Consider the following 24,476-nt stretch of genomic DNA (forward strand, 5'->3'; position numbering starts at 1 on the left):
CAAGGGCATGTCAGCGCAGGAGTCTCAGGAATCGCCCGCGTCATCGCCGGATCCGGCGCCGCCCACGCCCGACCCGCTGGAGGCCGCGAGCGCCGCGACCCGGAGTCTCCAGGGCCTCTCCACCGAGCTCACGGCCCGGGTGCCGCAACTGCTGGAAGCCATGCGGTCGGTCGGTACCGGCCTCGAGCTGCACTCCACGCTGGACCGGATCTGCGAGACGGCGGCCGAGCTCGCGGACGCCCGCTACGCGGCCATCGGGGTCGTCGACACCGAGGGCCGCGGGCTCTCGGACTTCGTGACCTTCGGGATCAGCGACCAGTTGGCGAGGAAGATCGGCCACCGTCCGGACGGGAAGCGCGGGCTGCTCGGCGCGCTGATCTCGCACTCCGACACGGTCCACCTCCCCGACCTGCGCAAGGATCCGCGCTCGGCGGGCTTCCCCGCGCACCATCCGGAGATGACGACCTTCCTCGGGGTCCCGATCCGGGTGCAGGGGGAGATCTTCGGCAATCTCTACCTCGCCGAGAAGAACGGCGGCGGCGAATTCAACGACTACGACGTCCACATGGTCCGGGTGCTGGCCACCGAGGCGGGCATCGCCATCGGCAACGCCCGCCTCTACGAGGCTGCCACCCAGCGCGAGCGCTGGATCGACGGCTCCGTCGCCGTCACCACGGCCCTGCTGTCGGGCGGGGACGCGGACGACGCGCTCGCGGTCGTCGCCGAACAGGCGCGCCGCCTGGCCGATTCGGCCGCCGGGATCGTGATGCTGCCCACCGAGGACGGGGGGATGGAGATCGTCGCGGTCTCCGCCGAGAATCCGGCCACCTCCCTCGGCGCGGTGATCCCGGCCGAGAGCCCGGTGGTGGCCAGCCTCCTGGAGGGCGAGCCCGTCTTCGTGGACGACGCCTCCACGGATCCGCGCATGATCAGTCGGCTGACCAGTCAGTACGGGGCCTGCATGATGCTCCCGCTGCACAGCGGCGGCCGGGTCCTGGGCGCGCTCGTCACGCCCCGGGCGCGCGGCAGGCGGCCGTTCAGCGAGGCCGAACGGACCCTGGCCACGCAGTTCGCGTCCCAGGCGGCACTGGCGCTGATGATGGCCGAGGCGCAGCGCGACCGGGAACGCCTCGCGGTCTTCGAGGACCGCGACCGGATCGCCCGCGACCTGCACGACCTGGTCATCCAGCGGCTCTTCGCCACCGGGATGATGCTGGAGGGCGCCCAGCGCCGGTCCGTCGTGCCCGAGGTGCGCGACGGCGTGGGCAAGGCCGTGGACGAGCTCGACGTGACGATCCAGGAGATCCGCACCGCGATCTTCGCCCTCCAGCAGGGTCCCGCGGAAGCGCCTTCGGGTCTGCGCACGCGGGTGCTGCGGGAGATCAACATGGCTGCCGTGCCGTTGGGTTTCAAGCCCGCGCACCGCTTCCTCGGGCCGATCGACGCGGTCGTCGGTGAACTGGTCGGCAAGAACCTGATCGCCGCGCTGCGCGAGGCCCTGTCGAACGCGTTCCGGCACTCGGAGGCGTCCCGGATCGAGGTGGTCCTCGACTCCACCGTGACCCTGGGCGACGGGCGGCCCGGGGTGCGGCTGGAGGTCGCCGACGACGGGGTGGGCATCACGGAGGGCGGGCGGCGCAGCGGGCTGAGGAACCTGCGCCGGCGGGCCGAGTCGCTGGGCGGCTCGAGCTCGTACGGGCCCGGACTCGGAGAGGAAGGCGGCGGGACCACCCTGGTGTGGGAGGCCCCGCTCTAGCCGTCTCTCCGAGCCAGTCGCTCGAGCCGCTTTCACAGCCCGTCCCCTTCAGCCCGTCCCTTTCAGTCCGTCCCTTCCGGACGGCCCTGGACCTAGGACCGGGCGCGGGCAGCCCGTTCGGCCAGGATGCGCTCGATGACGACGGCGACGCCGTCCTCGTTGTTGGCGACCGTACGGCCCGACGCGGCCGCGATCACATCCGGATGGGCATTGCCCATCGCGTAGGAGGTACCGGCCCAGTCCAGCATCTCCACGTCGTTCGGCATGTCTCCGAAGGCGACGACCTCGGCCGCCGAGATGCCGCGCTCCTCGCAGCACAGGGCCAGGGTGCTGGCCTTGGAGACGCCCAGGCCGCTGATCTCCAGCAGGGAGGTCGGGCTGGAGCGGGTGATAGCGGCGTACTCCCCCGCGACGGAGCGGGCCAGCGTCAGGAACTCGTCCGGTGCCAGCTCGGTGTGGTGAGCGAGGACCTTGAGGACGGGCGCGGAGTCGTCGTCCATGGCCTCATGGAGGAGCTTCTCGGCGGTGGCGACATTGGCGCCCGGATCCTGGAAGAAGGGCGGGTACGTCGGCTCGTAGTTGATGCCGGTGGTCAGCTCGACGGCGAACGAGGTGCCGGGGGCGGCGGCTCGCAGGGCTTCCACCACCTTCAGGGCAGTGTTCCGGGGCAGCGCCCTGACCTGGACGAACTCCCGGCCGGTGGGCGCGCCGGTGCTGTGCGGATCGACCGCGTGGAGGTCGACGACGGCGGCGCCGTTCGCGCAGATCGCCAGGCCGTGGCCCTGGACGTGGTCGCTGACAACGCCCATCCAGCGGGCCGGACGTCCGGTCACGAAGAAGACCTCGATCCCGGCCTCCTCGGCCGCGGCGAGTGCGGCGACGGTGCGCTGCGAGACGGATTTGTCGTCGTGCAGCAGGGTTCCGTCGAGATCGGTGGCGATGAGCCGGGTCATGGGGGTTGGCCCGTCCGGGCACTGGGGAGCCGAGGTCACGGCTCCATCTTCGCCCATGAGCCCCGTCCCCCGGGCGGCCCCCTCCCGGCCCGTCCGCCGAGCCGGCATCCGGCGGCACCCCGGCAGCGACGGCCCTGGCGATGTTTCACGTGCAACATCGGCGCCGTTTCACGTGAAACATCGCGACATGGTTGTCAGTGGGAGGTGGAAGGATCCCTTCGCCGGTTTCGACGACGTCACACGGGGGGCGACGTGACCATCTCTTCAACCCGGACATCGTTCTGCGACGCGTGCGGCGATCCGCACGCCAGACGGAACGCCAGCATCGCGCTGTCCCTCTGCGCCGGCTGCGAGCGGGCAGGGGTCGGTCACCCCGACCGCGAACCGGTTCTGGTGGGTGAGGTGCTGGCCGGTACGGCCGAGGCCTTGGCCCGGGCCGCCCGCGCTGCCGGCTCCGCGACCCTGGTCCGGGCCGACGTCCGCTCCGTGATCTCCGTCCGCTCCGCCCGGTCCGATGCACCGGCCGGGTCCGTCCGGGATCCGCGCAGGACGGTCTGCCGCACCTGCGGTGGCGAGGCGGAGTGGCACCGTACGGTGCGGGGCCGCTGGCTGATGATCGAGCCCGGCGCATGGCCGGTCAGGTCCGTACCGGCGGGCAAACGCTGGCACATCGCGGCCGACGGCGCCGCCGTGACCCTGGGCGCCCCCGCACCATCCGACAGGTGCCGGATCAGCCATTTCGATGTCTGCCCCCTCGGTCCGGCGCCGACGGGGTCAGCCGTACTGCTCGCCCTGTGGCGCCGGAACGCCCAGCGCGTGACGTGAGGTGTTCCGGGCGGCGGTCGTAGGCTCAGGGGCATGACCTTGCGCCTGAGCACTGTGATCCTTCCCGTCCACCGGTGGCACGAAGGGGGGCGCGAGCGCTGGCAGCGGGCCGAGGAGCTCGGCTTCCACGCCGCCTACACCTACGACCACCTGTCCTGGCGGACCTTCCGGAACGGCCCGTGGTTCGGCGCGCTGCCGACGCTCACGGCCGCCGCGACGGCCACGGAGCGGCTGCGGCTGGGCACGCTCGTCACCTCGCCGAACTTCCGCCACCCGGTGACGCTCGCCAAGGAGCTGATCTCCCTGGACGACATCGCGGGCGGCCGGATCACGCTCGGCATCGGCGCCGGCGGCAACGGCTTCGACGCCACGGTGCTCGGCCAGGAGGCGTGGACCCCCAAGGAGAGGGCCGACCGCTTCGGTGAGTTCCTTCCGCTGCTCGACCGGCTGCTGACCGAGGATTCGGTCTCCCAGCGGGGCACGTTCTACTCGGCCGAGGAGGCCTTCAACATCCCCGGCTGCGCCCAGCGCCCCCGGCTGCCCTTCGCGGTCGCGGCGACCGGTCCGCGGGGCCTGAAGCTCGCGGCGCGGTACGGGCAGGCGTGGGTGACGACCGGCGATCCGAAGATCTTCGAGGAGGGCACCCCGGAGCAGTCGGTCGAGGCCATTCGCGGTCAGATCGCCAAGCTCGGCAAGGCCTGTGCCGAGACCGGCCGGGACGTGGCGGAGCTGGACAAGGTGCTGCTCACCGGCTTCACGCCGGACCGGGGTCGCCCGCTGGAGTCCGTGGACGCCTTCGTCGACTTCGCCGGGCGCCACCGGGAGCTGGGCATCACCGAGCTGGTGATCCACTGGCCCATTCCGGACTCGGACTTCGCCGCCGACCAGGTTGTCTTCGAGCAGATCGCCACCGAGGGCCTGGCCCAGCTGAACTGACCCGGTCCGGGCCCGCCCGCCCGGTGCGACTCAGCCAGGGCGGGCCCTTTCAGCCGGGAGCCGGGCGGTCGCCCGAAGCTGCCGCTGCCGCCGTGCCCGTCGGCGAAACCGGCGGCAGCGGCACGGGCCCGTCAGGTCGAGGCGTTCCGCAGGTGTTGTGCCGTGCGTTGGGCGCTCTCCAGCATCCACTCGGGCACCGTGCCCTCGGGCAGCGCGCGGATCTCGTCCACCAGCGCGGTCACCCGGGCGGCGCCGGCCTCGGGGCGGCCGAGCTCGTTCTCGGTCCAGGCAGCGTTGTTGACGCACTGGAACCGTGCCTCCAACTGCTCCGTGCCGAGCTCGGCATGGAGGCCTGCGGCCCGTTCCCAGAGCGCGATCTCCTCCAGGCGCAGTGCCTCCAGGCGCGCCGCGCCCAACGGCTCGGAGAGGCCGGCACCCTCCCGGTCGTCCCGGTCGTCCCGGTCGTCCTCGTCGTCCTCGTCGTCCTCCGAAGCGGAGACCCACCGGTCCAGCACCTGGGCCAGCTGGTTGCAGGTCTCGGCCAGCTCGGCCCGCGCCTCCCGGTCCTCCGGAGCCTGGGCCAGCGCCTCGGCCAGTACCTCCGCCGCCTCGTCCATCCGGACGCGCGCCCGGGCCACCGTCGTCTCCGTGACCTCTTCGCGCAGCCCGAGCCAGGCCAGCGACCGCAGGATCCTGACCTCGGCGACCGGAGCGTCCTTCGACCGCCGCCGCAGCTCGAGGGCCCGCTCGTACGCGGCGGTCGCCTCCGGCACCAGCCGTGCCTCGGAGAGCTGGTCGGCGGCGGACTGGGCGAAGTTCGCCTGCGGACGCGGGTCCTCCCAGTCCTTGGCCACCTCCGCCGCATGCAAGTACTGCTCCGCCGCGCCCCGGGGGTCCTGCAGGTCGCGGAGCAGATCGCCCATGAACTCGCGTACGGAGGCGGCCTGGCCCTCGCCGTGCTCGAGCAGGTCCGGCAGCGTCGACTGCAGCACCTCGGCCGCCTCGGCGGCACGGCCGTCGCGGGCGTGGCACCGGGCGAGCAGCAGCCGGGCCTGGGCACCGCCGTCCGTGGTGAGTCCGGCCTGGTCGAACCAGTGCGAGGCCTCCAGGGCGTGCCCGGCGGCTTCCGCGCCGGCGTCGCCGCCCCGCATCAGGATGTCGGCCAGCGTGAGCCGTACGACGGCCTGCGTCTCGGGGTCGGTCACCTCGGCGGCGTGCGCCAGCCCCGCGCGTACGGCCTGCTCCGCCTCCTCGGGGCGCTCCAGCGAGACGAGCACCCCGGCGCGCAGCACCAGCGGGTCCACGGCAAGCCACGGCCGGCCCGCCGCGACCGCCCGGTCGGCGGAGCCGGCGAGCAGCGCCACCGCGCGCTCCGGGTCGCCTTCGGACAGGGCGATGCGGCCCTGCATCTCCTCGGCCTCCGCCGCGAGATCCGGCACGGACTGTGCGTAGGCGTCGACGAAGCCGGCGAGCTCGGTGGCGAGTTCGCCGTGCCCGTGCCCGTGCTCCCGCGCGTGGTCGTGACCGCCGTGCTCGGGGTGCTCGGGGTGGTCCTGTGCCTCCTCGAGGGAGCGCAGGTACGACTCGATCCGGAGCGAGGTCAGTTCCGCGAGCGCGATGCGCCGATTCCGCTGCGGTTCGTCCTCGGGCAGTGCCTCGGCGGAGTGCAGGGCCACGGCCAGCAGCTTCCGCAGCTCCTCTGCCCCGGCCCCGGACTGCGCCGCCAGGGTCGCGAGGCGCAGCTCGGCCAGGGCCGCTCGCTCCGCCAGCCCGAGGGCCCGGTAGCCGTCGCGTACGTCCTCCAACAGCCCGGCGGCTCCGGCGGCCCCGGCCCGGGCGGCCGCCAGGGCCCGGTGGTCGGCGACGTCGGCGGCGGCCAGCGGCTCGGCCGCGGCCTCGGGGCGAAGCGCCACCTCGGCCCACACGGCGTCCGATCCCGGGTGTCCGGCGTCCCGAGCCGCGCGGGCCCGCTCCACCAGCTCGGCGAAACCGTCGGCCGGGGCCGGCGCCGGGTTCTGTGCCGGGGCCTGGGCCTGGGCCGGGTTCGAAGCCGGCGCGTACGCCGGTACCCGCCCGGGGACGGGCTCCGCCTGCGGGAGCGCGGCGAGCGCGGAGCTGCGTACGCCCAGCGGCAGGACCGCGACCAGCGGGGCCCGGTCGATGCGGGCGAGGAAGCGCTCCGAGATCCGGGTGGAGCCGTTGCGCGCGTCGAAGCGGCGGGCGATGTCGAGCGAGCCCGCGCGGAGCACCTCGTACAGCTCGGCCACGGTGTGCGGGGCGCCCTCGTAGGGGACGGCAGGGCTCTGCCCGTGCCCCAGTTCCCGCAGCCGGCGCAGCAGGACGAGGACGCCGCCGTGGAGGGCCAGCTGGTCGGAGAGGTTGGCGAGCGGGGCCACGTGGACCGCGTGCTCCGCCAGGATCTCCAGGCCGCGCGACTCGTTGCCGGTGAGGGCACAGAACTCGATGTGCCGTCCGATCGAGGGCAGCAGGCTCTCGTTGCCCCGGGACATGCGGTAGCCGCGCAGATGGGCGGAGCGGGCCTCGTCGAACCGGCCGAGCCGCACCAGCGGCAACAGCGAGGCGGCCAGCACCCGGTGGGGCTCCTCGGCGCAGGTCCGCTCGCCGGACAGCACCGGCTGCCAGACCTCCAGCGCTTCCGCGTCGTTGCCGCGCAGCACGGCGTACTGTCCCTGGCCGTTGAGTTCGCAGGCGTGGCAGTCGCTCATGTCGTCGCGCTCGGCGGCCTGCCAGCGGGCGTACGCCCGCCCGGCGCGCTCGTCGTCGCCGGTCGCGTCGGCGAGCCACAGCTCGGACTCGCGCACGGGACGCTCGCTGTAACCGGCGATCCGGTAGCGGCGCTCCATCTCGTCGAGCCAGCCGGTGGCGGACTCCAGCGGCACCTCGGGCGAGTTGCTGATGGCGGTGGCCACCCACTTGAACTGCCAGAACAGTGAGTGGGCGTCCCACTCGGAGAAGGCGCCGGGGTCCTTGTCGTACTCCTGGAGCAGCCGGGCGAAGGGGACGAGCATCTTCGGCGACTCGGTGCTGTACAGGTAGGCGTTGATCAGGGCGTCCAGCGCGTCGCGGAACAGCTCGCGGTCCCCGGTCGCCTCGGCGGCGGCGGACAGTGCCTCGGCGTGCGCGTTGCGGGCGGCGCCACCCGGCGCCTGGCGGTTCTCGGCCAGGCCGCGCTCGATCTCCTCGCGCGTCATGGTGCTCACTTCTCGTCCTCCTGGGTGGCGGTGGGGTGGGTGGCCCATTCCAGGAGCCCGAGGAAGGCCCGGTTGAGCAGGGCGGAGTCGGCCGCGCGCAGCGGCCGTTGGGACATCAGCAGGGCCTGCCCGTAGAGCGATTCGACCGCGGTGGCGGTCAGGGCCTCGTCGGGAAGGGCGGCGATCCGGCGGATCAGCGGGTTGTTGTGGTTGAGGACCAGGCGGGCGCGCGGTGCGGAGCCGCGCAGTGCGCCGAGGATGCCGCTCCACAGCGAGTCGGCGCTGTCGAGGGCGGCGGTGCGGTCGCGTTCCTGGCGGGCCTGGCGGTCGTCGAGGTAGAGCGCGGGGACGGCGACGGGCTGGAAGGCGCGCAGGACGACGTCACAGCTCTGGGGTTCCAGCCGGGTCCGGGCCGTGGCCAGGAAGGGGGCGAGGGCCAGCTCGGCGGCGGTCGGAACCGGGTCGAGGCGCTCGGTGACGGCTCCGGCGTCCAGTTCGGCGACCACGAGGTCCGGGCGCACGCTGGGCAGCAGGGCCAGCAGGTCCGCGTCGTAGGTGTAACCGGCGTTGATGACGCCGAGGCCGTGCGCCGCCGCGATCGGGGCGATCTGGCGAAACTCCTCGACCGTGCGCGTGAAGTGGATCTCGGAGTGCGCGGCGGCGAACTCCTCCAGGCTCATCGAGCCGTCGCTCGTCTCGAACGGCAGCCAGGGCAGCATCAGGCCGAGGAGTTCGCCGTCGTGGCGGGCCAGCGACTTCACGCCGAGGTGATGCACGCTCAGGAAGGCCGCGAGCCGGTCCGGTTCGCTCGCGGCGAGCTCGGTGAGCCAGCCGCGGATGCGGACGCCCAGGGCCTCGCGCACGGCGGCCAGGGTCTCGTCGTCGTACAGGTTCTCGCGGGACGCGGTGGGCCGCAGGGTGTCGGTGTCGAGGACCGCGCGGACGAAGAACGCCCAGTCGGGCAGCAGGTTGTCGGCCTTGTCGGTCAGCAGCATGCCCTTGAGGTGGACCCGGTGTCCGGACCGGTGGGCGGGGCTGGTCGGCTCGGGGAGGACGTACGCGACTCCGCGCACTCCGGCGACGGGGAGGTCGAGGTCGATGCTGTCGAGCGGAGTGAAGCCGAAGAGCCGGGCGCAGTGTCCGGCGAGCGCGACGCGGCGGGCGGCCGGAGTGGGGAAGGGCCGGTCCCAGACGGCGGGCCGGTCGGTGACGGGGCGGGGTTCGGTGCCGGAACCGTCGTCGAAGGTGATGTCGTAGGGCAGGAGGGAGCCGTAGTCGCGGGCGAGCCGGGCGACCTTGTCGGGGACGAGCCACTCCTCGGCGCCCGGCCGGGCCTCGAGTACGACGGTCGTACCGGGCTCCGGGCGGGCATCGGCGGGCAGCTCGCGGACGGTGTACGAGCCGTCGTCCGTGGCCAGCCATTCGACGGGCGCGGCCTCGGGGTCTCGGGCGGAGCGCGTGACGACGCGGATCTGGCGCGCGACGACGAAGCAGGCGAGCAGGCCGATGCCGAACTGGCCGAGGAACTCCTGGCGGGTGGTCTCCAGGCCGTGGTCGCCGCCGCGCTTGGAGCTGCGGCCGATGGTGGCGAGGAGGGAATGGGCCTCGGCGGCGGTCAGGCCGATGCCGCTGTCCTCGATGGTCACCCGGTTCGCGGTGGCGGAGAGGCGGATGCGGATCTCTGCCTCGGGGTCCAGGGCCTGGCGGGCGGTGACGGCGTCCACGGCGTTCTGGAGCAGCTCGCGGACGTAGACGCGCGGGCTGGAGTAGAGGTGGTGGGAGAGCAGGTCGACCAGACCGCGCAGATCGACCTGGAAGGTGTTGGCCGAGGGGTCGGAGCCGGAGTCGGCCGCGGCGGCCTCCGCCCGGGCTTGCGCTCCGGCGGCCTCGGCTTCGGCTTCGGCGGCGGCCGCGGTCTTCGCTTCGGCTTCGCCTTCGGTGCGGGCGGACGGGGTCGGTTGTGCGGACGTCATGGTGCGTCACCTCGGGTGCTGGTGTGGCGTGTTCGGCGACCGCGAGGTCCCCCCTCACAGATCCCGGAATGAGGAACAGGGTAGGGGGATGATCTGACAATCCCTCTGTTAATTCCGGCTATGAGAAGCGGATGAACCGCGGTGGCACGGCATCGGCCAGCCAGACCCCGTTGGCGCTGATCCGGAAGACGTGTCCGGCCGCGCGCATGGCCGCCGCGTCCACGCTGAGGACGACCGGCCGGCCGCGCCGGGCACCCACGCGGGTCGCCGTCTCCCGGTCGGGAGACAGGTGTACGTGGTGGCGGGCCATCGGGCGCAGCCCCTCGGCGCGGATGGCGTCCAGGGCGGCGGCGACGGTGCCGTGGTAGAGGTACGCGGGCGGTTCGGCCTCCGGCAGTTCCAGGTCCACCGGCACGGTGTGGCCCTGGCTGGCCCGGATCCGGGTGCCGTCGACGGCGAAGCGCTGCTTGTCATTGGCGGCGACGACATGGTCGAGGTCGGCCCGGCTGAAGGGGAAGCCGTGCGCGGCCGCCGCGGCCAGCAGGTCGTCGATCTCGACCCAGCCCTGCGCGTCGAGCACCAGTCCGATGCGTTCCGGCTGATGCCTCAGGTGTTTCGAGAGGTATTTGGACACCTTCACGGTGCGTCTGTCATCCATTCGCCCAGCGTGCCGGGTGGGCCGGGTCCGGCGCAGCGCATTTTCGCCGTTCCACCGAACCTGGACTCCCTCTATCGCCTTTCCAAGATACGGAATATATTTTCCGCTGAACGCCGCCCCAGGGGGAGAGACCATGACATCCAGCACGTCCCTGCCGCGCCGTGCGGCCGCCGAACTCATCGGCACCGCGGCCCTGCTCGTGGTGGTGATCGGATCCGGAATCCAGGCCGCCGCCCTCACCACCGACATCGGAGTCGCCCTCGTCGCCAACTCGCTCGTGTCCGCGATCGGTCTCGGTCTGATCATCACCCTTTTCGGTCCCCTTTCCGGCGCGCACCTCAACCCCGTCGTCACCCTCACCTCCTGGTGGGGGCGACGCGCCGGCGGCGAAGGGCTCGGCGGTCGCGAGGCCCTCGTCTACGCCGTGGCCCAGACCGCCGGGGCCATCGGCGGAGCCGTCCTCGCGGAGGCGATGTTCGGCCGTACGCCGGGCACCTTCTCCACCCAGGTCCGCGACGGCGGGCACCTGCTCGTCGGGGAGGTCGTCGCCACCGCCGGGCTGGTCCTCGTGATCCAGGGGCTGGGCCGGACGGGACGCCCGAAGCTCATCCCGGCGGCGGTCGCCGCGTACATCGCCGCCGCGATCTGGTTCACCTCCTCCGGCTCCTTCGCGAATCCGGCCGGCACCATCGGGCGCAGCTTCAGCGACTCCTTCACCGGCATCGCCCCGCAGTCGCTGCCGGGCTTCGTCGTCGCGCAGCTGCTCGGCGGGATCCTCGGCCTGGTCCTCGCGGCACTGCTCTACGGAAGCGGGCGCGCATCCTCGAAGATCACGGTGACCGAGTCGGCCGAGCTGGCCGAGCTGGCCGTGCCGGTGGCCGAAACCCGCGCCGCCGGCACGGCGTACCAGACCGCGAGCTGAGCCGAAGGCGCGGTTCCCCACAGGAAGAACGGAGTTGTCCACAGCCCTTTGGGTCGGTTTCGGCGGCAACGAACTGATCCGACCTGTGGACTACTGATCGAGTACTACCGGCCGCCCCGGCTGGCCAGATCGTTCATCGTCCGGGCCTGCAGCTCCCGCTCCGTGGCGGCTCGGACGAACTCCGCCACATGGTCGGGACCCACCAGGTCCTGCACCGCCCGCACCGTCTCGGCGGGCAGCGCGACCGGTGCCGGCCCCGAGGGCTGCGGTACCCCGCCCGCGCCGAGGTGCCGCTGCAGGTGCCGGGTCGCGAAGAGCCGCATCGCCCGCGCCAGCTCGGCGTCCACCGTCTGCTGCGCCAGCGGCCGCAGCCTGCGCACCATCGTCGCCGCTTCCGCGGCGTCCGAGTCCGTCGGAGGAACGTCCCCCAGGTAGCGGGCGAAGACGTGCTCCGTGGTGAACTCCAGGAAGCGCGACGCGATGTGTTCCACCTGGCCGCGCAGCTCCCGCAGATGACCGGTGATGGCGGGCAGCGGTACCCCGGCCGCGTACAGCTCCGCGGCCACCGCCAGTTCCTGCGGGGACGGTACGCGGAACTGGTCCGGGCAACCCGGGATCCGCTCCAGCACCCCCAGCTCGCAGGCCTCGCCCACCGCGTCGTCGTCGGGCCTGCCGCCGAACCGCTCGTTCAGCTCGTCCCGGCTGATCCGGGCCGCCTCCTCGTCCGTCCACGGTCCGTGCACCTCGGCGACCAGCCCGAGGACACCGCCGAGCCCGCGACCCGCGTCCCAGGCTTCCAGCAGTTCCTTGATGGAGGCCAGGGTGTACCCGCGGTCCAGCAGGTCGGCGATCTGGCGCAGCCGCGCCAGATGCGTGTCCCGGTAGACGTTGGAGCGGCCCCGCCGTTCCGGCTTCGGCAGCAGACCGCGGTCCTGGTACGCCCGGATCGTGCGGACGGTCGCACCGCTGTGGTGCGCCAGATCCTCGATCCGGTACTCGGCTACTGCCTGATCGGACAATCCCGGCTCCCTACGACATCGCGGCTCGGCCGACCGCGCCCGCGGCGGACCGGGCGGCGGGCGGAGCCGCAAGGTACCCGACCGCCCTGCGCAGCGAGCCCTCCTGCGAGGGATGGTACGACTGCCGCAGGGAGCGGGGTATGGCCGTGCCGAGCTCTCTCCGGCTGGGCGGCAGACACGCGGCACCCGGTCGCCCGGGGCTGCGCCGGACCGGCTGGGCGGGCCCGTTCACAGCTTGGGCTCCAGCTTCGCGAACCGCCGCAGGGTGCCCGGCGCGAACCGGGACATCCACAGGGCGCCCTTGGACTCGGGCGTCACCGGGACCACGGCCTGGTTCTTCACCACGGCGAGCAGGATCGCGTCGGCGACCTTCTCCGGGGGGAAGTTGCGCAGTCCGTAGAGCCGCGAGGAGCGCTGCTGTCGGCGCTTCTCCTCGGCCGCGTCCACCCCGGTGAACCGGGAGGTGGCCGTGATGTTGGTGTTGACGATGCCCGGGCAGATCGCCGATACCCCGATCGACTGCGCCGCCAGTTCGGCGCGCAGGCACTCGCTCAGCATCAGCACCGCCGCCTTGGAGGTGCTGTAGGCGGGCAGGGTCTTGGACGGCAGATAGGCGGCGGCAGAGGCGGTGTTGACGATGTGGCCGCCCTGGCCGCGCTCGGCCATCTGCTTGCCGAAGATCCGGCAGCCGTGGATGACCCCCCACAAGTTGACGTCGAGGACCCTCTTCCAGTCCTCGGCGCTCGTCTCCAGGAACGGCCCGGACAGGCCGATCCCGGCGTTGTTGACCAGGACGTCCACGATCCCGTACTCGGCGGCCACCTTCACCGCGAGCTTCTCCATGGCCTGCTCGTCGCTGACGTCGACGCACTCGCCCCAGGCCTGGGGCGAGCCGACGAGGCGGGCCATGTCCGCGGTGCGCGCCGCGCCTTCGGCGTCCCGGTCCACGCACACCACACGGGCGCCGGCCTCGGCGAACGCGAAGGCGGTGGCCCGGCCGATGCCGCTGGCGGCTCCGGTGACCAGCACCAGCTGGCCTCCGAAGCGGTCGGCGTACTTGCCCGGGGCCTTGAGCTCGGGAACCCGCGTGGAGGGCTCCTCCCGGGAGGTGACGAACTCGGTGATCCAGGCGGCCAGCTGGTCGGGCCGGGTCCGGGGCACCCAGTGCTTGGCCGGCAGGGTGCGCCGGACCAGGTCGGGGGCCCACAGCTCCAGTTCGTCGTAGAGCCGCTCGGAGAGGAAGGCGTCGCCGGTGGGGGTGATCAGCTGAACCGGCACGTGGGCGTACGCGTCGGCGCGCGGCCGGCGCAGTCGCGGCCTGATGTTGTCCCGGTAGAGCCAGGCGCCGCGGGCGGCGTCGGAGGGCAGCGAGGCCGTGGGATAGGTGCCGGCCGGGACCTTCTCCAGCCGCTGGAGGATCTTCGGCCACTGCTTTCCGAGCGGCCCGCGCCAGGCGAGCTCGGGCAGCAGGGGGGTGTGGAGCATGTACACGTACCAGGACTTGGCGCCCTGGTTGAGGAGCTGTGCGGCCCGGCGCGGGGTGGGCCGCGCCATCCGCTTCTTGATCCAGTGCCCGAAGTGGTCGAGGGAGGGCCCCGACATCGAGGTGAAGGAGGCGATCCGGCCCTCCGTGCGGGAGACCGTCGCGAACTCCCAGCCCTGGACGGAACCCCAGTCGTGGCCGACCAGGTGCACCGGGCGGTCCGGGCTGACCGCGTCCGCCACCGCGAGGAAGTCGTCGGTCAGCTTCTCCAGGGTGAAGCCGCCGCGCAGCGGCTGCGGTGCCGTGGAGCGGCCGTGGCCCCTGACGTCGTAGAGCACGACGTGGAAGTGGGGGGCCAGCCGCTCGGCGACCTCCGACCAGACCTCCTTGCTGTCCGGGTACCCGTGGACCAGGACCACGGTCGGCAGCCGGGCGTCGCCGAGTTCGACGACGCACAGCTCGATCCCGCCCGTACTCACCCGGCGCTCGCGCGCCCCCGCGAACGCCGGGCCCGATGCCGTCCCGAATGCCGTCCCGCTCATGCCGTCTTCTCCTCAGCCCAGCGCCGCACGTGCGGCAGATCGTCGTCCAGCCAGAACGCGCTTTCGCCGGGATCCACGGAGTCGGTGACGACCAGGATCTCCTCGAACTTCGCGCCGGTGCCCCGGAAGCCCAGGTGGGGCTCCACCGCCCACAGGCCGGGCTGCGGGGGATGGTCGGAGAAGCGGTAGGGGCTCCACAGCGGGGACCAGCCCTCGCGGTGTCCGTGCAGGGCGTCCGAGACCAGCCCCCTCAGGGCCTGCGTGCCGAACCCGAACGCGGTCGGCGACCAGCGCCGCTCCCTGACCCGGTCTATCTTGTGCGCGATGACGCCGAAGGGGTAGGCCCGGTGCCGGTTCGCGTACCCCTGGCTGATCATCAGCCGTTCCACGTCCTCATAGATGTCGCGCAGGGAGCGGCGCTCGCGCACCTGGTCCAGGATCAGCGCACGGTGGGCCCTGAGGTCGGACATGAGCCGGTCCTGCACCGGGTTGAGGCCGAGGCTGCCCGAGTACCCGATGTCCGCGGTGTAGCCCTTGTGGACCGGGGCCATGTCGAGGATGAACGGCATCCCCGGCTCCAGGGCCCGGTTCGTCGGGAAGAACTGCAGGGGGATCTTGAAGTCGGTGAAGGCCGTGCGGTCGCCGAACCAGGCGAACGGCATGTGGAACCAGTCCCGGACCCCGCGCTCGCGCAGCCAGTCGCGCTGCATCCGCGCGGCCTCGCGCTCGGTCACACCGGGCCGCAACTGGGCCGCGACGGCCTCCGCGCACTCGTAGGCGAGGCGCTGCACTTCCTTGAACCCGCGCAGTTCGGCGGAGAGTTCTGTGGTGCGTTGCTTGGTGTCCCCAGCCATGCCAGCCGTCCGTCCGTAGAGCCGTACGCGCCCGTAACTTGACACTGATGAATGTGACAATGACCGGAGATCACGTCAAGGCCCGTGCACGGACCTGTGGACAAAGTTGGCCGGTGCGCGTCAGTCTGGAGTCAGCCTTATGTCGGGGTCCGTAGTCCTGAAGGCGGAGGGAGGATCGGGCTTCAGGTCTGACGATGCGAGCCCGGACCGCCACTAACGTCGTTCCCGTGACTGTCATCGCGACCGAAAGCCTGAGCAAGCGGTACCCCCGAGTGACCGCCCTCGACCGGCTCTCCCTGGACATCGGGCCCGGCGTTACCGGGCTCGTGGGTGCCAATGGAGCCGGCAAGTCCACGCTGATCAAGATTCTGCTGGGACTCTCCCCCGCCACCGAGGGCACCGCCGCCGTGCTCGGACTCGACGTAGCCACCCATGGCAGCGCGATCCGCGAGCGCGTCGGCTACATGCCCGAGCACGACTGCCTGCCCCCCGACGTCTCGGCCACCGAGTTCGTCGTGCACATGGCGCGCATGTCCGGGCTCCCGCCGACCGCCGCGCGCGAGCGCACCGCGGACACCCTGCGCCACGTCGGGCTGTACGAGGAGCGCTACCGCCCCATCGGCGGCTACTCCACCGGCATGAAGCAGCGCGTCAAACTCGCGCAGGCGCTCGTCCACGACCCCCAGCTGGTGCTCCTCGACGAGCCCACCAACGGGCTCGACCCGGTGGGCCGCGACGAGATGCTGGGCCTGATCCGCCGCGTCTACACCGACTTCGGCATCTCGGTCCTGGTCACCTCGCACCTGCTCGGCGAGCTGGAGCGGACCTGCGACCACGTCGTCGTCGTCGACGGCGGCAAGCTGCTGCGCTCGAGCTCCACCAGCGATTTCACCCAGACCACCACGACGCTCGCGGTCGAGGTCACCGACTCCGACGCGCACCCGGACGGGGCCGCCGCCCTGCGCAAGGCGCTCACCGGGGCGGGCGTCGCCCTGCACGCCGGCGAGGAGGCGGGGCTGCCCGGAGCCGGTCACATCCTCCTGGTCGAGGCGAACGGCGAGGCGACGTACGACATCGTCCGCGACACCGTCGCCGACCTCGGCATCGGCCTGGTCCGCATGGAGCAGCGACGACACCACATCGCGGAGGTCTTCCGCGACAGCGACCAGCAGGCCGCCCAGGCGGCGCAGGCCGCAGCCCTGTACGCCACCCAGCAGAAGGGAGCCGGTTCCGATGGCGCCTGACACCTCGACCCAGATCCACAACATCGGCTACCGGTCCTACGAAGGCCCCCGGCTCGGCCGCGCCTACGCCCGCACGTCGCTGTTCTCGCAGTCCCTGCGCGGTGCCTACGGACTCGGCCGCTCGGCCAAGTCCAAGGTGCTGCCGATGCTCCTCTTCGCGGTGATGTGCGTGCCCGCGCTGATCCTCGTCGCGGTCGCCATCGCGGTCCCGGGCTCCACCGACCTGCCGATCAAGTACACGACGTACGCGCTGACCACCCAGGTGATCATCGGCCTCTACCTCGCCTCTCAGGCGCCCCAGTCGGTCTCCCGCGACCTGCGGTTCAAGACCGTCCCCCTCTACTTCTCGCGGCCGATCGAGCGCGGGGACTACGTGGTCGCCAAGTTCGCGGCCATGGCCTCGGCCCTCTTCATCCTCACCTCGACGCCGCTGCTGATCATGTACATCGGTTCGCTGCTCGCCAAGTTCGACTTCGGCGACCAGACCAAGGGATTCGGGCAGGGACTGGTGTCCGTACTGCTGCTGTCGCTGCTCTTCTCCGGCCTCGGCCTGATCATGGCCGCGCTCACCCCGCGCCGCGGTTTCGGCGTCGCCGCCATCATCGCCGTGCTCCTGATCCCCTACGGCGCGGTGACGGCCGTCCAGGGCATCGCCTACAACACCGGTTCGACCGGAGTCGTCGAATGGCTGGGACTGTTCTCCCCGATCAGCCTCATCGACGGATTCCAGGCCGCCTTCCTCGGCGCCACCTCCGCCTTCCCCGGCCAGGAAGCCCCGCCGGCCGCGGCCGGCACCGTCTACCTGCTCGTCATCCTCGGCCTGATCGCCGGCTCCTACGCCGCCCTGATGGCCCGCTACCGGAAGGCCGGGCTGTGACCATCCTCGACATCGACCACACCTCCCGCTGGTTCGGGAACGTCGTCGCCGTCAACGACGTGACCATGCGCGTCGGTCCCGGCGTCACGGGCCTGCTCGGTCCCAACGGCGCGGGCAAGTCCACCCTGATCAACATGATGGGCGGCTTCCTCGCACCCTCCACGGGCACGGTCACCCTCGACGGTGCGCCGATCTGGCGCAACGAGCAGGTCTACAAGCAGATCGGCGTCGTACCCGAGCGCGAGGCCATGTACGACTTCCTCACCGGCAAGGAGTTCGTCGTCGCCAACGCCGAGCTGCACGGTCTCGACGAGGTCGCGGCCCAGCGGGCCCTGGCCACCGTCGAGATGGAGTACGCGCAGGACCGCAAGATCTCCACCTACTCCAAGGGCATGCGCCAGCGCGTGAAGATGGCCTCCGCCCTGGTCCACGACCCGTCCGTGCTCCTGCTCGACGAGCCCTTCAACGGCATGGACCCGCGCCAGCGCATGCAGCTCATGGACCTGCTGCGACGGATGGGCGACGACGGCCGCACCGTGCTGTTCTCCTCGCACATCCTGGAGGAGGTCGAACAGCTCGCCTCCCACATCGAGGTGGTCGTCGCCGGCCGGCACGCGGCCTCCGGAGACTTCCGGAAGATCCGCCGCCTGATGACGGACCGCCCGCACCGCTACCTCGTCCGCTCCTCCGACGACCGGGCCCTTGCCGCGGCCCTGATCGCCGACCCGTCCACCGCCGGGATCGAGGTCGACCTCAAGGAGGGCGCGCTGCGCATCCAGGCCGTCGACTTCGGGCGTTTCACCGAGCTGCTGCCGCGGGTCGCCCGCGAGCAGGGCATCCGGCTGCTGACGGTCTCGCCTTCCGACGAGTCCCTCGAGTCGGTCTTCTCCTACCTCGTCACGGCCTGAAGGAGCTGGCATCCATGTACAACCCCACCGTTGCCCGGCTCACCTACCGGGCCCTGCTCGGCCGGCGCCGCGCGCTGATCCTCTGTGCGCTGCCCGCCCTGCTCATCGTCATCTCCGTCGCCGTCCGCGCCTTCGCGGGCCTGGACGACAAGGTCGCGGCCGACCTCCTCGGAGGGTTCGCACTGGCCACCATGGTTCCGCTGATCGGGGTCATCGCCGGAACCGGCGCCATCGGACCGGAGATCGACGACGGCTCGATCGTCTACCTGCTCTCCAAGCCGGTGAAGCGCCCGACGATCATCATGACGAAGCTGACCGTCGCGATCGCCGTCACCATGGTCTTCTCCGCGATCCCCACCCTGATCGCCGGCTACATCCTCAACGGCAACGGCCAGCAGATCGCCGTCGCCTACACCGTGGCCGCCCTCATCGCGTCGGTCGCCTACAGCGCGCTGTTCCTGCTGCTGGGCACCGTCAGCCGGCACGCGGTCGTCTTCGGTCTCGTCTACGCGCTGATCTGGGAATCGCTCTTCGGCAGCCTGGTCGACGGAGCCAAGACCCTCAGTGTCCAGCAGTGGTCCCTGGCCCTGGCCCAGAAGATCGCCGGTGAGGGATACGTGGACGCCACCGTCGGGCTGCCCACCGCCGTGATCCTCCTCGTCGCGGTCACCGTCGGCGCCACCGTTTACGCCGGACAGAGGCTCCGCCGCCTCACCCTGGCGGGCGAGGAGTAGGGGGCACCCGGCTCCCCGCCTCGCGGCGGGTGCCCCTGCCCGCTTCTGAACGTGGATGTTTCACGTGAAACAGTGCCCCGCCCGGCCCACCGGCCAGGCGGGGCACAGGTTCGCGCGGCATCATCGGGACATGATCGAGCACAGGGAGCCCGAGCCGTCCAGGCCCGTATGGGCCTGGATACGCTCCGCGCCCGGCACCCACATATGGCTGCTGATCATCGCCCTCACCAGCGTGGTGGTCGTGATCGTGCCCGACCATCTGGAGCACGTCCTGCTCCACCGCAACAGCAGTAACATCCACGAGCTCGCCCGCCACCCCGTACGGGCCTTGCTCAGCAGCGCTTTCTGGATTCAGAGCCCGTCCTCGCTCCCCCTTTACGTGGTCCTCTTCGAGGTCTTCCAGGCCAACGTCGAACGCTGGCTCGGCACCTTGCGCTGGCTCTTCGTCATCGCGACCGGTCACATCACGGCCACCCTCATCAGCCAGAAGCTGGTCCTGATGGCCATCGAGGACCACCGCGCTCCGCGCAGCATGGTCCACGTCGTCGACATCGGCGTCAGCTACGGCCTCGCGACCGCCGTCGGGGTGCTGACCTACCGCCTGCCCGGCCCGTGGCGCTGGCTCTACCTGGCCGGATGCGTGGCCTTCTTCGGCCTTCCGCTCACCACCGGAGGCACCTTCACCGACCTCGGCCACGCCATCGCGCTCGCCGTCGGCCTGCTGGCCTGGCCGATGACCCGGCATCCGCGCCCGCGCCGGGCCGCCGCTCATGTTTCACGTGAAACATGATCAGGAGCGGTCCGTCCCCACCACCCCGTGCTCCCAGGCCCAGGTGGCGATCCCCACCCGGTTGCGGACCGCCAGCTTCGCCTGCACATTGGCGACGTGCGTCTTGGCGGTCCCCGCGCTGATGAAGAGCTCGGCCCCGATCTCCGCGTTCGTGTGTCCCTTCGCCACCAGCCGTACGATCTCCACCTCGCGCTCCGTCAACGGATGCGCCACCGGCGCGATCCGGCGCTCCCGGGCCGGCCGGCTCAGCAGCCGCACCGTGATCTGCGGGCTGATCAGCGTGTCCCCGGCCATGGCCGCCCGCACCCCCTCGATCAGCAGCGCCGGCCCCGACCGCTTCAGCAGAAAACCGCAGGCACCCTCGCGCAGCGCGGTGTGCACGTACTCGTCCAGGTCGAAGGTGGTCACCACCACCACCCGGGTCTCGGACGCCAGCAGCCGGGTCACCTCCAGCCCGTCCAGCAGCGGCATCCGGATGTCCGTCAGCACCACGTCCGGCCGCAGCTCCCGGGCCAGCGCCACCGCGCTCCGACCGTCCGAGGCCTCCCCCACCACGGTCATGTCGGGCTGTGAATCGAGGATCAGCCGGAAGCCGCTGCGGATGTCCTCTTGGTCGTCGGCTATCAGGATGCGTGTGGTCACCCCGACATGATCACCCGTCGAGGCGTCCCGCCGCCGGGAAGACGGCACGAACACGCCAGCCCCCGCCCTCGTCCGGACCCGCCTCCAGGGTGCCGTCCGCCGATTCCACCCGCTCCCGCAGCCCCACGAGCCCGGTACCACCGGCATGCGTGCGCCGGCCCAGCAGCGTCCGCGTCGTGCGCGGTGGCGCGCTGTTCGCCACGCTCAGCTCGGTGTCCGCCCCCACCCGCCGCACGACCACGCGCACGGTCCCGGCGCCGGCCGCATGGCGGCGTACGTTGGTGAGCGCCTCCACCGCCACCCGGTACGCCGTCGCGTCCGCGTCCCGCGACAACCCCGCCAGCGCCCCGGCGTCGGCCTCCAGTACTCCGCCCTCGAACCGGCCCACCAGCTCCGGCAGGTGAGCGAGCCCCAGGGCCGGGGCCTTCGGACCGCCCTCCCCCTCGCGCAGCGCGTGCACCGTCCGGTCCATCGACGCGAGCGCGTTCAGCCCCGCCGCCTCGATCCGCTCCAGCGCCAGGACGGCCTGACGCGGATCGCTGTCCGCCACGAACCGGGCCGCCTGCGCCTGCACCACGATCGCGCTCACGTCGTGCGCGACGTAGTCGTGCAGGTCCCGGGCCAGCTCGAGCTGCTGATCCCGGCGCGCGTCGAGAACAGCGCGCCGGGCACGGTCCGCCTGACGTCGCAGGAACGCCCCGGCGCCGGCCGCTCCCAGCGCGGGCGCCGCCCAGAACGCCGCCGCACCCGCCGCCTGGAGCCAGCCGCCGAGTCCCGCGCCGCGGTCCAGCACCAGAGGAACGGGCCACACGGCGACCGCCGCACCGCCCACCGCGCAGGCGGCGACGGCGCTGCGTACGGGAGACCAACGGGCCGTCAGGGCCATCAGCGGCAGCAGGACCCCCACGCCCGCGAGCGTCCACGCCCCGGGGGCCCGCAGGGAGGAGCAGACGAGCGACACCAGGGCGGCCGAGATCAGCAAGGGGGCATAGGGGGCACGCGATTTCCAGGACACCCGCCCGACCCTACGAGTCCCGCGCGCCGCCGGACATCTGCCGATCGGCAGAGACGGGCCGGGCCGGGCGGCCCGCCGAACGTGCTGATCGGCGGATGGTTCGCGGGGACCCCGAGGACGAGGCTGGAGACATCAACCGACGCCTCCTGAAACGGACTCGACGATGACCGCCACCGCGACCCGCCCCCCGCTCCACACGGCTGCCACCGCCCCTGCTGCCGGTGTCTCCCGTCCGCTCCGCTGGATCGCCAAGGGCGCCGCGCTCACCCTGCTGCCGAGTGGCCTGTGGCGCATCGGGATCGCCTTCGGCATCCCGTCCGGTTTCAAGGCGGGTGACCTGCTGCACGCCGACAACTTCCCCGGTCCGACGTCCTTCTACTTGATCGGACTGAGCATCTTCGCCGAATGCGTGGGCCTGCTCAGCCTCGGTCTCGTCCAGCGCTGGGGCGAGGTGATGCCGTACTGGGTGCCGCTGCTCGGGGGCCGGCGGATCCCTCCGCTCGCGGCCGTGCTGCCGGCGGCCCTCGGAGCCGCGGCCGTCACCCTCATCACCGTTGACGGCGCGTTGCGCTGGGACGGCGCCATGGCCGGCCCGACGGCCCCCACGGGGGCCGCGTACTGGGTCATGACCGCCGCCTACGCGCCCCTGGTCCTCTGGGGACCCCTGCTCGCGATCGTCACCGTCGCCTATTGGCGTCGGCGCCGGACGCAGCGCTGACGTACGGAAATTCACTGGTACGCGGCGTGCGGCGGGGGCAGAGTGATGCGTGCGGGGAGCAACAAGAAGGTCCGGAACAGCCACTTCGAGCGCGCCTCGCGGCGCGGGCTGTTCCGGACCTTTCCCGTTCTTCTTTCGGGCTACGCGGCGCCCAGCAGACGCTCCAGAACCACGGCGATGCCGTCCTGCTCGTTGGACGTGGTCACCTCGTCGGCGACCGCCTTCAGCTCCGCGTGGGCGTTGGCCATCGCCACCCCGTGCGCGGCCCATCCGAACAGCGGAATGTCATTGGGCATGTCGCCGAAGGCGATCGTCTCGGCCGCCTTCACGCCCAGCCGGCGCGCGGCCAGCGAGAGGCCGGTGGCCTTGCTGAGCCCCAGCGGCAGGATCTCCACGATGCCCGGACCCGCCATGACGATGCCGACCAGGTTGCCCACGGTCTGCCGGGCCACCTCGACGAGGGTGTCCTCGTCCAGCTCGGGGTGCTGGATGTACAGCTTGTTCAGCGGCTCCGTCCAGACGTCGGCGGTGTCCTCCAGGTAGATCGCCGGAAGCCCCTCGTGCACCTGGTAGCCGGGACCGAACAGCACCTCGCCGTCGACTCCGTCCCGGCTGGCGGCCAGTGCCAGCGGACCCACCTCGGCCTCGATCTTCTCCAATGCGAGGGCGGCCAGTTTCCGGTCGAGCGTGACCGAGGTCAGCAGCCGGTGCGCGCCCGCGTCGTAGACCTGCGCGCCCTGACCGCAGACCGCGATGCCCCGGTAGCCGAGGTCGTCGAGGATGTGCCGGGTCCAGGGCACGGCGCGGCCCGTGACGACGATGTGGGCGGCACCCGCCGCGGTGGCCGCGACGAGTGCCTCACGGGTGCGTTCGGAGACGGTGTCGTCGCCGCGCAGCAGCGTGCCGTCGAGATCGGTCGCGACGAGCTTGTACGGGAACGGGGCCGCGCTCACTTGGCGATCGGCTCCAGGAATTCACGGCCGCCCAGGTAGGGACGCAGGACCGGGGGAACACGGACCGTGCCGTCGGCCTGCTGGTGGTTCTCCAGGATCGCGACGATCGTGCGCGGGACGGCGCACAGCGTGCCGTTCAGTGTGGACAGCGGTGCGGTCTTCTTGCCCTCGCGGTAGCGGATCGACAGCCGGCGCGCCTGGAAGCCGTCACAGTTCGAGGCGGAGGTCAGCTCGCGGTACTTGCCCTGGGTGGGGATCCAGGCCTCGCAGTCGAACTTGCGGGAGGCGGACGATCCCAGGTCGCCGGTGGCGACGTCGATCACCTGGAAGGGCAGCTCGAGGCTGGTCAGCCACTGCTTCTCCCACTCCAGGAGCCGCTGGTGCTCGGCCTCGGCCTCCTCCGGCGCGACGTACGAGAACATCTCGACCTTGTCGAACTGGTGGACGCGGAAGATGCCGCGGGTGTCCTTGCCGTACGTTCCGGCCTCGCGGCGGAAGCACGGGGAGAAGCCGGCGTAGCGCAGCGGCAGCTTGTCCGCGTCGATGATCTCGTCCATGTGGTACGCGGCGAGCGGGACCTCGGACGTGCCGACCAGGTAGTAGTCGTCCTTCTCCAGGTGGTACACGTTCTCCGCGGCCTGGCCGAGGAAGCCGGTGCCCTCCATGGCGCGCGGGCGGACCAGCGCCGGGGTGAGCATCGGGATGAAGCCGGCCTCGGTGGCCTGGGCGATGGCGGCGTTGACGAGTGCGAGCTCGAGCAGGGCGCCGACGCCGGTGAGGTAGTAGAAGCGCGAGCCCGACACCTTGGCGCCGCGCTCGACGTCGATGGCGCCGAGGGACTCGCCGAGCTCCAGGTGGTCCTTGGGCTCGAAGCCCTCGGCGGCGAAGTCGCGGATGGTGCCGTGGGTCTCGAGGACGGTGAAGTCCTCCTCGCCGCCGACGGGCACGTCGGTGTGGACGATGTTGCCGAGCTGGAGGAGCAGCTGCTTGGCGGCTTCGTCCGCCTCGTTCTGCTCGGCCTCGGCCGCCTTGACGTCCTGCTTGAGCTGGTCGGCCTTCTTCAGCAGCTCCGTGCGCTCCTCCGGAGAGGCCTTCGGGATGAGCTTGCCGAGCGACTTCTGCTCATTGCGCAGTTCGTCGAATCGCATACCGGAGGACCTGCGGCGCTCGTCTGCGGAGAGCAGGGCGTCGACGAGTGCGACGTCCTCTCCACGGGCGCGCTGCGAGGCGCGGACACGGTCAGGGTCTTCACGGAGCAGCCGGAGGTCAATCACCCCTCCAGGCTACCGGCCCGGGCTTCCGGGGATCACACCGATATCACGCTGCGTGTCACTATGTCCCAATTGCGGCGAATGGAAAACTCCCGGAAGGCGGCCGGAAGTGACCCCTCCCCGGAGGTCGATAAACCGGGTCCATTCCCCGAAAAGGGGCGTGGTGCGGGGTGCCCGGTCAGCCTCTGAGC

The 24,476-nt window shown here is 71.8% G+C and carries 21 protein-coding genes and 1 pseudogene; 10 read left to right on the plus strand and 12 right to left on the minus strand.

Going from position 1 to position 24,476, the window contains the following annotated elements; translation table 11 throughout:
- The first annotated feature begins 7 nt into the window (after window positions 1-7).
- The gene (locus tag ABZY44_RS11195; protein ID WP_356652281.1) at window positions 8-1,756 is read left to right on the plus strand and encodes a GAF domain-containing protein; all 1,749 of its coding nucleotides are present in this window, start codon (window positions 8-10) and stop codon (window positions 1,754-1,756) included.
- A gap of 92 nt (window positions 1,757-1,848) precedes the next feature.
- Here ABZY44_RS11195 and ABZY44_RS11200 read toward each other — a convergent pair whose 3' ends face one another.
- Window positions 1,849-2,709, minus strand: coding sequence for a Cof-type HAD-IIB family hydrolase (locus ABZY44_RS11200; protein WP_356652283.1), 861 nt, complete (start codon window positions 2,707-2,709; stop codon window positions 1,849-1,851).
- Window positions 2,710-2,961: 252 nt separating this feature from the next.
- Here ABZY44_RS11200 and ABZY44_RS11205 point away from each other — a divergent pair, with 252 nt between their 5' ends.
- Both ABZY44_RS11205 and ABZY44_RS11210 read left to right on the plus strand, forming a co-directional pair.
- Complete coding sequence (locus ABZY44_RS11205; RefSeq protein ID WP_356652285.1) at window positions 2,962-3,534, plus strand: DUF6083 domain-containing protein; 573 nt, start codon at window positions 2,962-2,964, stop codon at window positions 3,532-3,534.
- Window positions 3,535-3,567: 33 nt separating this feature from the next.
- A complete protein-coding gene (locus ABZY44_RS11210) occupies window positions 3,568-4,470 on the plus strand; it encodes an LLM class flavin-dependent oxidoreductase (protein WP_356652287.1) in 903 nt (300 codons plus the stop codon).
- A 131-nt stretch (window positions 4,471-4,601) separates the two neighbouring features.
- On the opposite strand, the gene ABZY44_RS11215 is transcribed toward ABZY44_RS11210, so the two are convergent.
- The 3 genes from ABZY44_RS11215 to ABZY44_RS11225 form a co-directional block, all read right to left on the minus strand.
- A complete protein-coding gene (locus ABZY44_RS11215) occupies window positions 4,602-7,691 on the minus strand; it encodes a tetratricopeptide repeat protein (protein ID WP_356652289.1) in 3,090 nt (1,029 codons plus the stop codon).
- Window positions 7,688-9,655: an HSP90 family protein gene (locus ABZY44_RS11220; protein ID WP_356652291.1), complete on the minus strand. Its 1,968-nt coding sequence runs from the start codon at window positions 9,653-9,655 to the stop codon at window positions 7,688-7,690. Before ABZY44_RS11220 ends, ABZY44_RS11215 begins: the two co-directional genes overlap by 4 nt.
- A 118-nt stretch (window positions 9,656-9,773) precedes the next feature.
- Window positions 9,774-10,313 (minus strand): RNA 2'-phosphotransferase, encoded by a 540-nt coding sequence (locus ABZY44_RS11225; protein WP_356652294.1) that lies wholly within the window; start codon window positions 10,311-10,313, stop codon window positions 9,774-9,776.
- A 133-nt stretch (window positions 10,314-10,446) separates the two neighbouring features.
- Here ABZY44_RS11225 and ABZY44_RS11230 point away from each other — a divergent pair, with 133 nt between their 5' ends.
- On the plus strand, window positions 10,447-11,235 hold the full coding sequence (locus tag ABZY44_RS11230) for an aquaporin (protein WP_356652296.1): 789 nt from the start codon (window positions 10,447-10,449) through the stop codon (window positions 11,233-11,235).
- Between the two features lie 104 nt (window positions 11,236-11,339).
- On the opposite strand, the gene ABZY44_RS11235 is transcribed toward ABZY44_RS11230, so the two are convergent.
- The 4 genes and pseudogenes from ABZY44_RS11235 to ABZY44_RS11250 form a co-directional block, all read right to left on the minus strand.
- Window positions 11,340-12,254, minus strand: coding sequence for a MerR family transcriptional regulator (locus ABZY44_RS11235; protein WP_356652298.1), 915 nt, complete (start codon window positions 12,252-12,254; stop codon window positions 11,340-11,342).
- 10 nt (window positions 12,255-12,264) lie between these two features.
- Window positions 12,265-12,429, minus strand: a pseudogene (locus tag ABZY44_RS11240) (metal-dependent hydrolase); the annotation flags it as partial.
- 53 nt (window positions 12,430-12,482) lie between these two features.
- A complete protein-coding gene (locus ABZY44_RS11245) occupies window positions 12,483-14,279 on the minus strand; it encodes an SDR family oxidoreductase (protein ID WP_356652300.1) in 1,797 nt (598 codons plus the stop codon).
- A complete protein-coding gene (locus tag ABZY44_RS11250; RefSeq protein WP_356652302.1) occupies window positions 14,276-15,133 on the minus strand; it encodes a M24 family metallopeptidase in 858 nt (285 codons plus the stop codon). The genes ABZY44_RS11245 and ABZY44_RS11250 overlap by 4 nt, the downstream gene beginning before the upstream one ends.
- A gap of 194 nt (window positions 15,134-15,327) precedes the next feature.
- On the opposite strand from ABZY44_RS11250, the gene ABZY44_RS11255 reads away from it, so the two are divergent.
- The 5 genes from ABZY44_RS11255 (at window position 15,328) to ABZY44_RS11275 (ending at window position 19,686) form a co-directional block, all read left to right on the plus strand.
- On the plus strand, window positions 15,328-16,377 hold the full coding sequence (locus ABZY44_RS11255; protein WP_356652304.1) for an ABC transporter ATP-binding protein: 1,050 nt from the start codon (window positions 15,328-15,330) through the stop codon (window positions 16,375-16,377).
- Window positions 16,367-17,254, plus strand: a complete 888-nt coding sequence (locus ABZY44_RS11260; protein ID WP_356652306.1) for an ABC transporter permease subunit — start codon at window positions 16,367-16,369, stop codon at window positions 17,252-17,254. The genes ABZY44_RS11255 and ABZY44_RS11260 overlap by 11 nt, the downstream gene beginning before the upstream one ends.
- Complete coding sequence (locus ABZY44_RS11265; RefSeq protein ID WP_356652308.1) at window positions 17,251-18,162, plus strand: ABC transporter ATP-binding protein; 912 nt, start codon at window positions 17,251-17,253, stop codon at window positions 18,160-18,162. Before ABZY44_RS11260 ends, ABZY44_RS11265 begins: the two co-directional genes overlap by 4 nt.
- A 14-nt stretch (window positions 18,163-18,176) precedes the next feature.
- Window positions 18,177-18,896, plus strand: coding sequence for an ABC transporter permease subunit (locus tag ABZY44_RS11270; protein ID WP_356652310.1), 720 nt, complete (start codon window positions 18,177-18,179; stop codon window positions 18,894-18,896).
- Between the two features lie 130 nt (window positions 18,897-19,026).
- The gene (locus ABZY44_RS11275) at window positions 19,027-19,686 is read left to right on the plus strand and encodes a rhomboid-like protein (RefSeq protein ID WP_356652312.1); all 660 of its coding nucleotides are present in this window, start codon (window positions 19,027-19,029) and stop codon (window positions 19,684-19,686) included.
- Here the strand turns inward: ABZY44_RS11275 and ABZY44_RS11280 are convergent, their stop codons facing one another.
- Window positions 19,687-20,328: a response regulator transcription factor gene (locus ABZY44_RS11280; protein WP_356652314.1), complete on the minus strand. Its 642-nt coding sequence runs from the start codon at window positions 20,326-20,328 to the stop codon at window positions 19,687-19,689.
- Window positions 20,329-20,338: 10 nt separating this feature from the next.
- The gene (locus ABZY44_RS11285) at window positions 20,339-21,343 is read right to left on the minus strand and encodes a histidine kinase (RefSeq protein WP_356652316.1); all 1,005 of its coding nucleotides are present in this window, start codon (window positions 21,341-21,343) and stop codon (window positions 20,339-20,341) included.
- Window positions 21,344-21,506: 163 nt separating this feature from the next.
- Here ABZY44_RS11285 and ABZY44_RS11290 point away from each other — a divergent pair, with 163 nt between their 5' ends.
- Window positions 21,507-22,061, plus strand: a complete 555-nt coding sequence (locus ABZY44_RS11290) for a hypothetical protein (protein ID WP_356652318.1) — start codon at window positions 21,507-21,509, stop codon at window positions 22,059-22,061.
- 140 nt (window positions 22,062-22,201) lie between these two features.
- On the opposite strand, the gene ABZY44_RS11295 is transcribed toward ABZY44_RS11290, so the two are convergent.
- The gene (locus ABZY44_RS11295; protein WP_356652320.1) at window positions 22,202-23,014 is read right to left on the minus strand and encodes an HAD family hydrolase; all 813 of its coding nucleotides are present in this window, start codon (window positions 23,012-23,014) and stop codon (window positions 22,202-22,204) included.
- Window positions 23,011-24,288 (minus strand): serine--tRNA ligase, encoded by a 1,278-nt coding sequence (gene serS / locus ABZY44_RS11300; RefSeq protein ID WP_356652322.1) that lies wholly within the window; start codon window positions 24,286-24,288, stop codon window positions 23,011-23,013. The genes ABZY44_RS11295 and serS overlap by 4 nt, the downstream gene beginning before the upstream one ends.
- Between the last annotated feature and the right edge of the window lie 188 nt (window positions 24,289-24,476).

Origin of the sequence: Streptomyces sp. NPDC006544, from assembly GCF_040611715.1 — a bacterium.
Taxonomy (GTDB): domain Bacteria; phylum Actinomycetota; class Actinomycetes; order Streptomycetales; family Streptomycetaceae; genus Streptomyces.

Coding starts and splice junctions, on each gene's coding strand:
- ABZY44_RS11260 (WP_356652306.1), top strand. CDS start 16,367: ATGGCGCCTGACACCTCGACCCAGATCCACAACATCGGCTACCGGTCC.
- ABZY44_RS11195 (WP_356652281.1), top strand. CDS start 8: ATGTCAGCGCAGGAGTCTCAGGAATCGCCCGCGTCATCGCCGGATCCG.
- ABZY44_RS11275 (WP_356652312.1), top strand. CDS start 19,027: ATGATCGAGCACAGGGAGCCCGAGCCGTCCAGGCCCGTATGGGCCTGG.
- ABZY44_RS11250 (WP_356652302.1), bottom strand. CDS start 15,133: ATGGCTGGGGACACCAAGCAACGCACCACAGAACTCTCCGCCGAACTG.
- ABZY44_RS11230 (WP_356652296.1), top strand. CDS start 10,447: ATGACATCCAGCACGTCCCTGCCGCGCCGTGCGGCCGCCGAACTCATC.
- ABZY44_RS11220 (WP_356652291.1), bottom strand. CDS start 9,655: ATGACGTCCGCACAACCGACCCCGTCCGCCCGCACCGAAGGCGAAGCC.
- ABZY44_RS11225 (WP_356652294.1), bottom strand. CDS start 10,313: ATGGATGACAGACGCACCGTGAAGGTGTCCAAATACCTCTCGAAACAC.
- ABZY44_RS11255 (WP_356652304.1), top strand. CDS start 15,328: ATGCGAGCCCGGACCGCCACTAACGTCGTTCCCGTGACTGTCATCGCG.
- ABZY44_RS11270 (WP_356652310.1), top strand. CDS start 18,177: ATGTACAACCCCACCGTTGCCCGGCTCACCTACCGGGCCCTGCTCGGC.
- ABZY44_RS11290 (WP_356652318.1), top strand. CDS start 21,507: ATGACCGCCACCGCGACCCGCCCCCCGCTCCACACGGCTGCCACCGCC.
- ABZY44_RS11210 (WP_356652287.1), top strand. CDS start 3,568: ATGACCTTGCGCCTGAGCACTGTGATCCTTCCCGTCCACCGGTGGCAC.
- ABZY44_RS11200 (WP_356652283.1), bottom strand. CDS start 2,709: ATGACCCGGCTCATCGCCACCGATCTCGACGGAACCCTGCTGCACGAC.
- ABZY44_RS11245 (WP_356652300.1), bottom strand. CDS start 14,279: ATGAGCGGGACGGCATTCGGGACGGCATCGGGCCCGGCGTTCGCGGGG.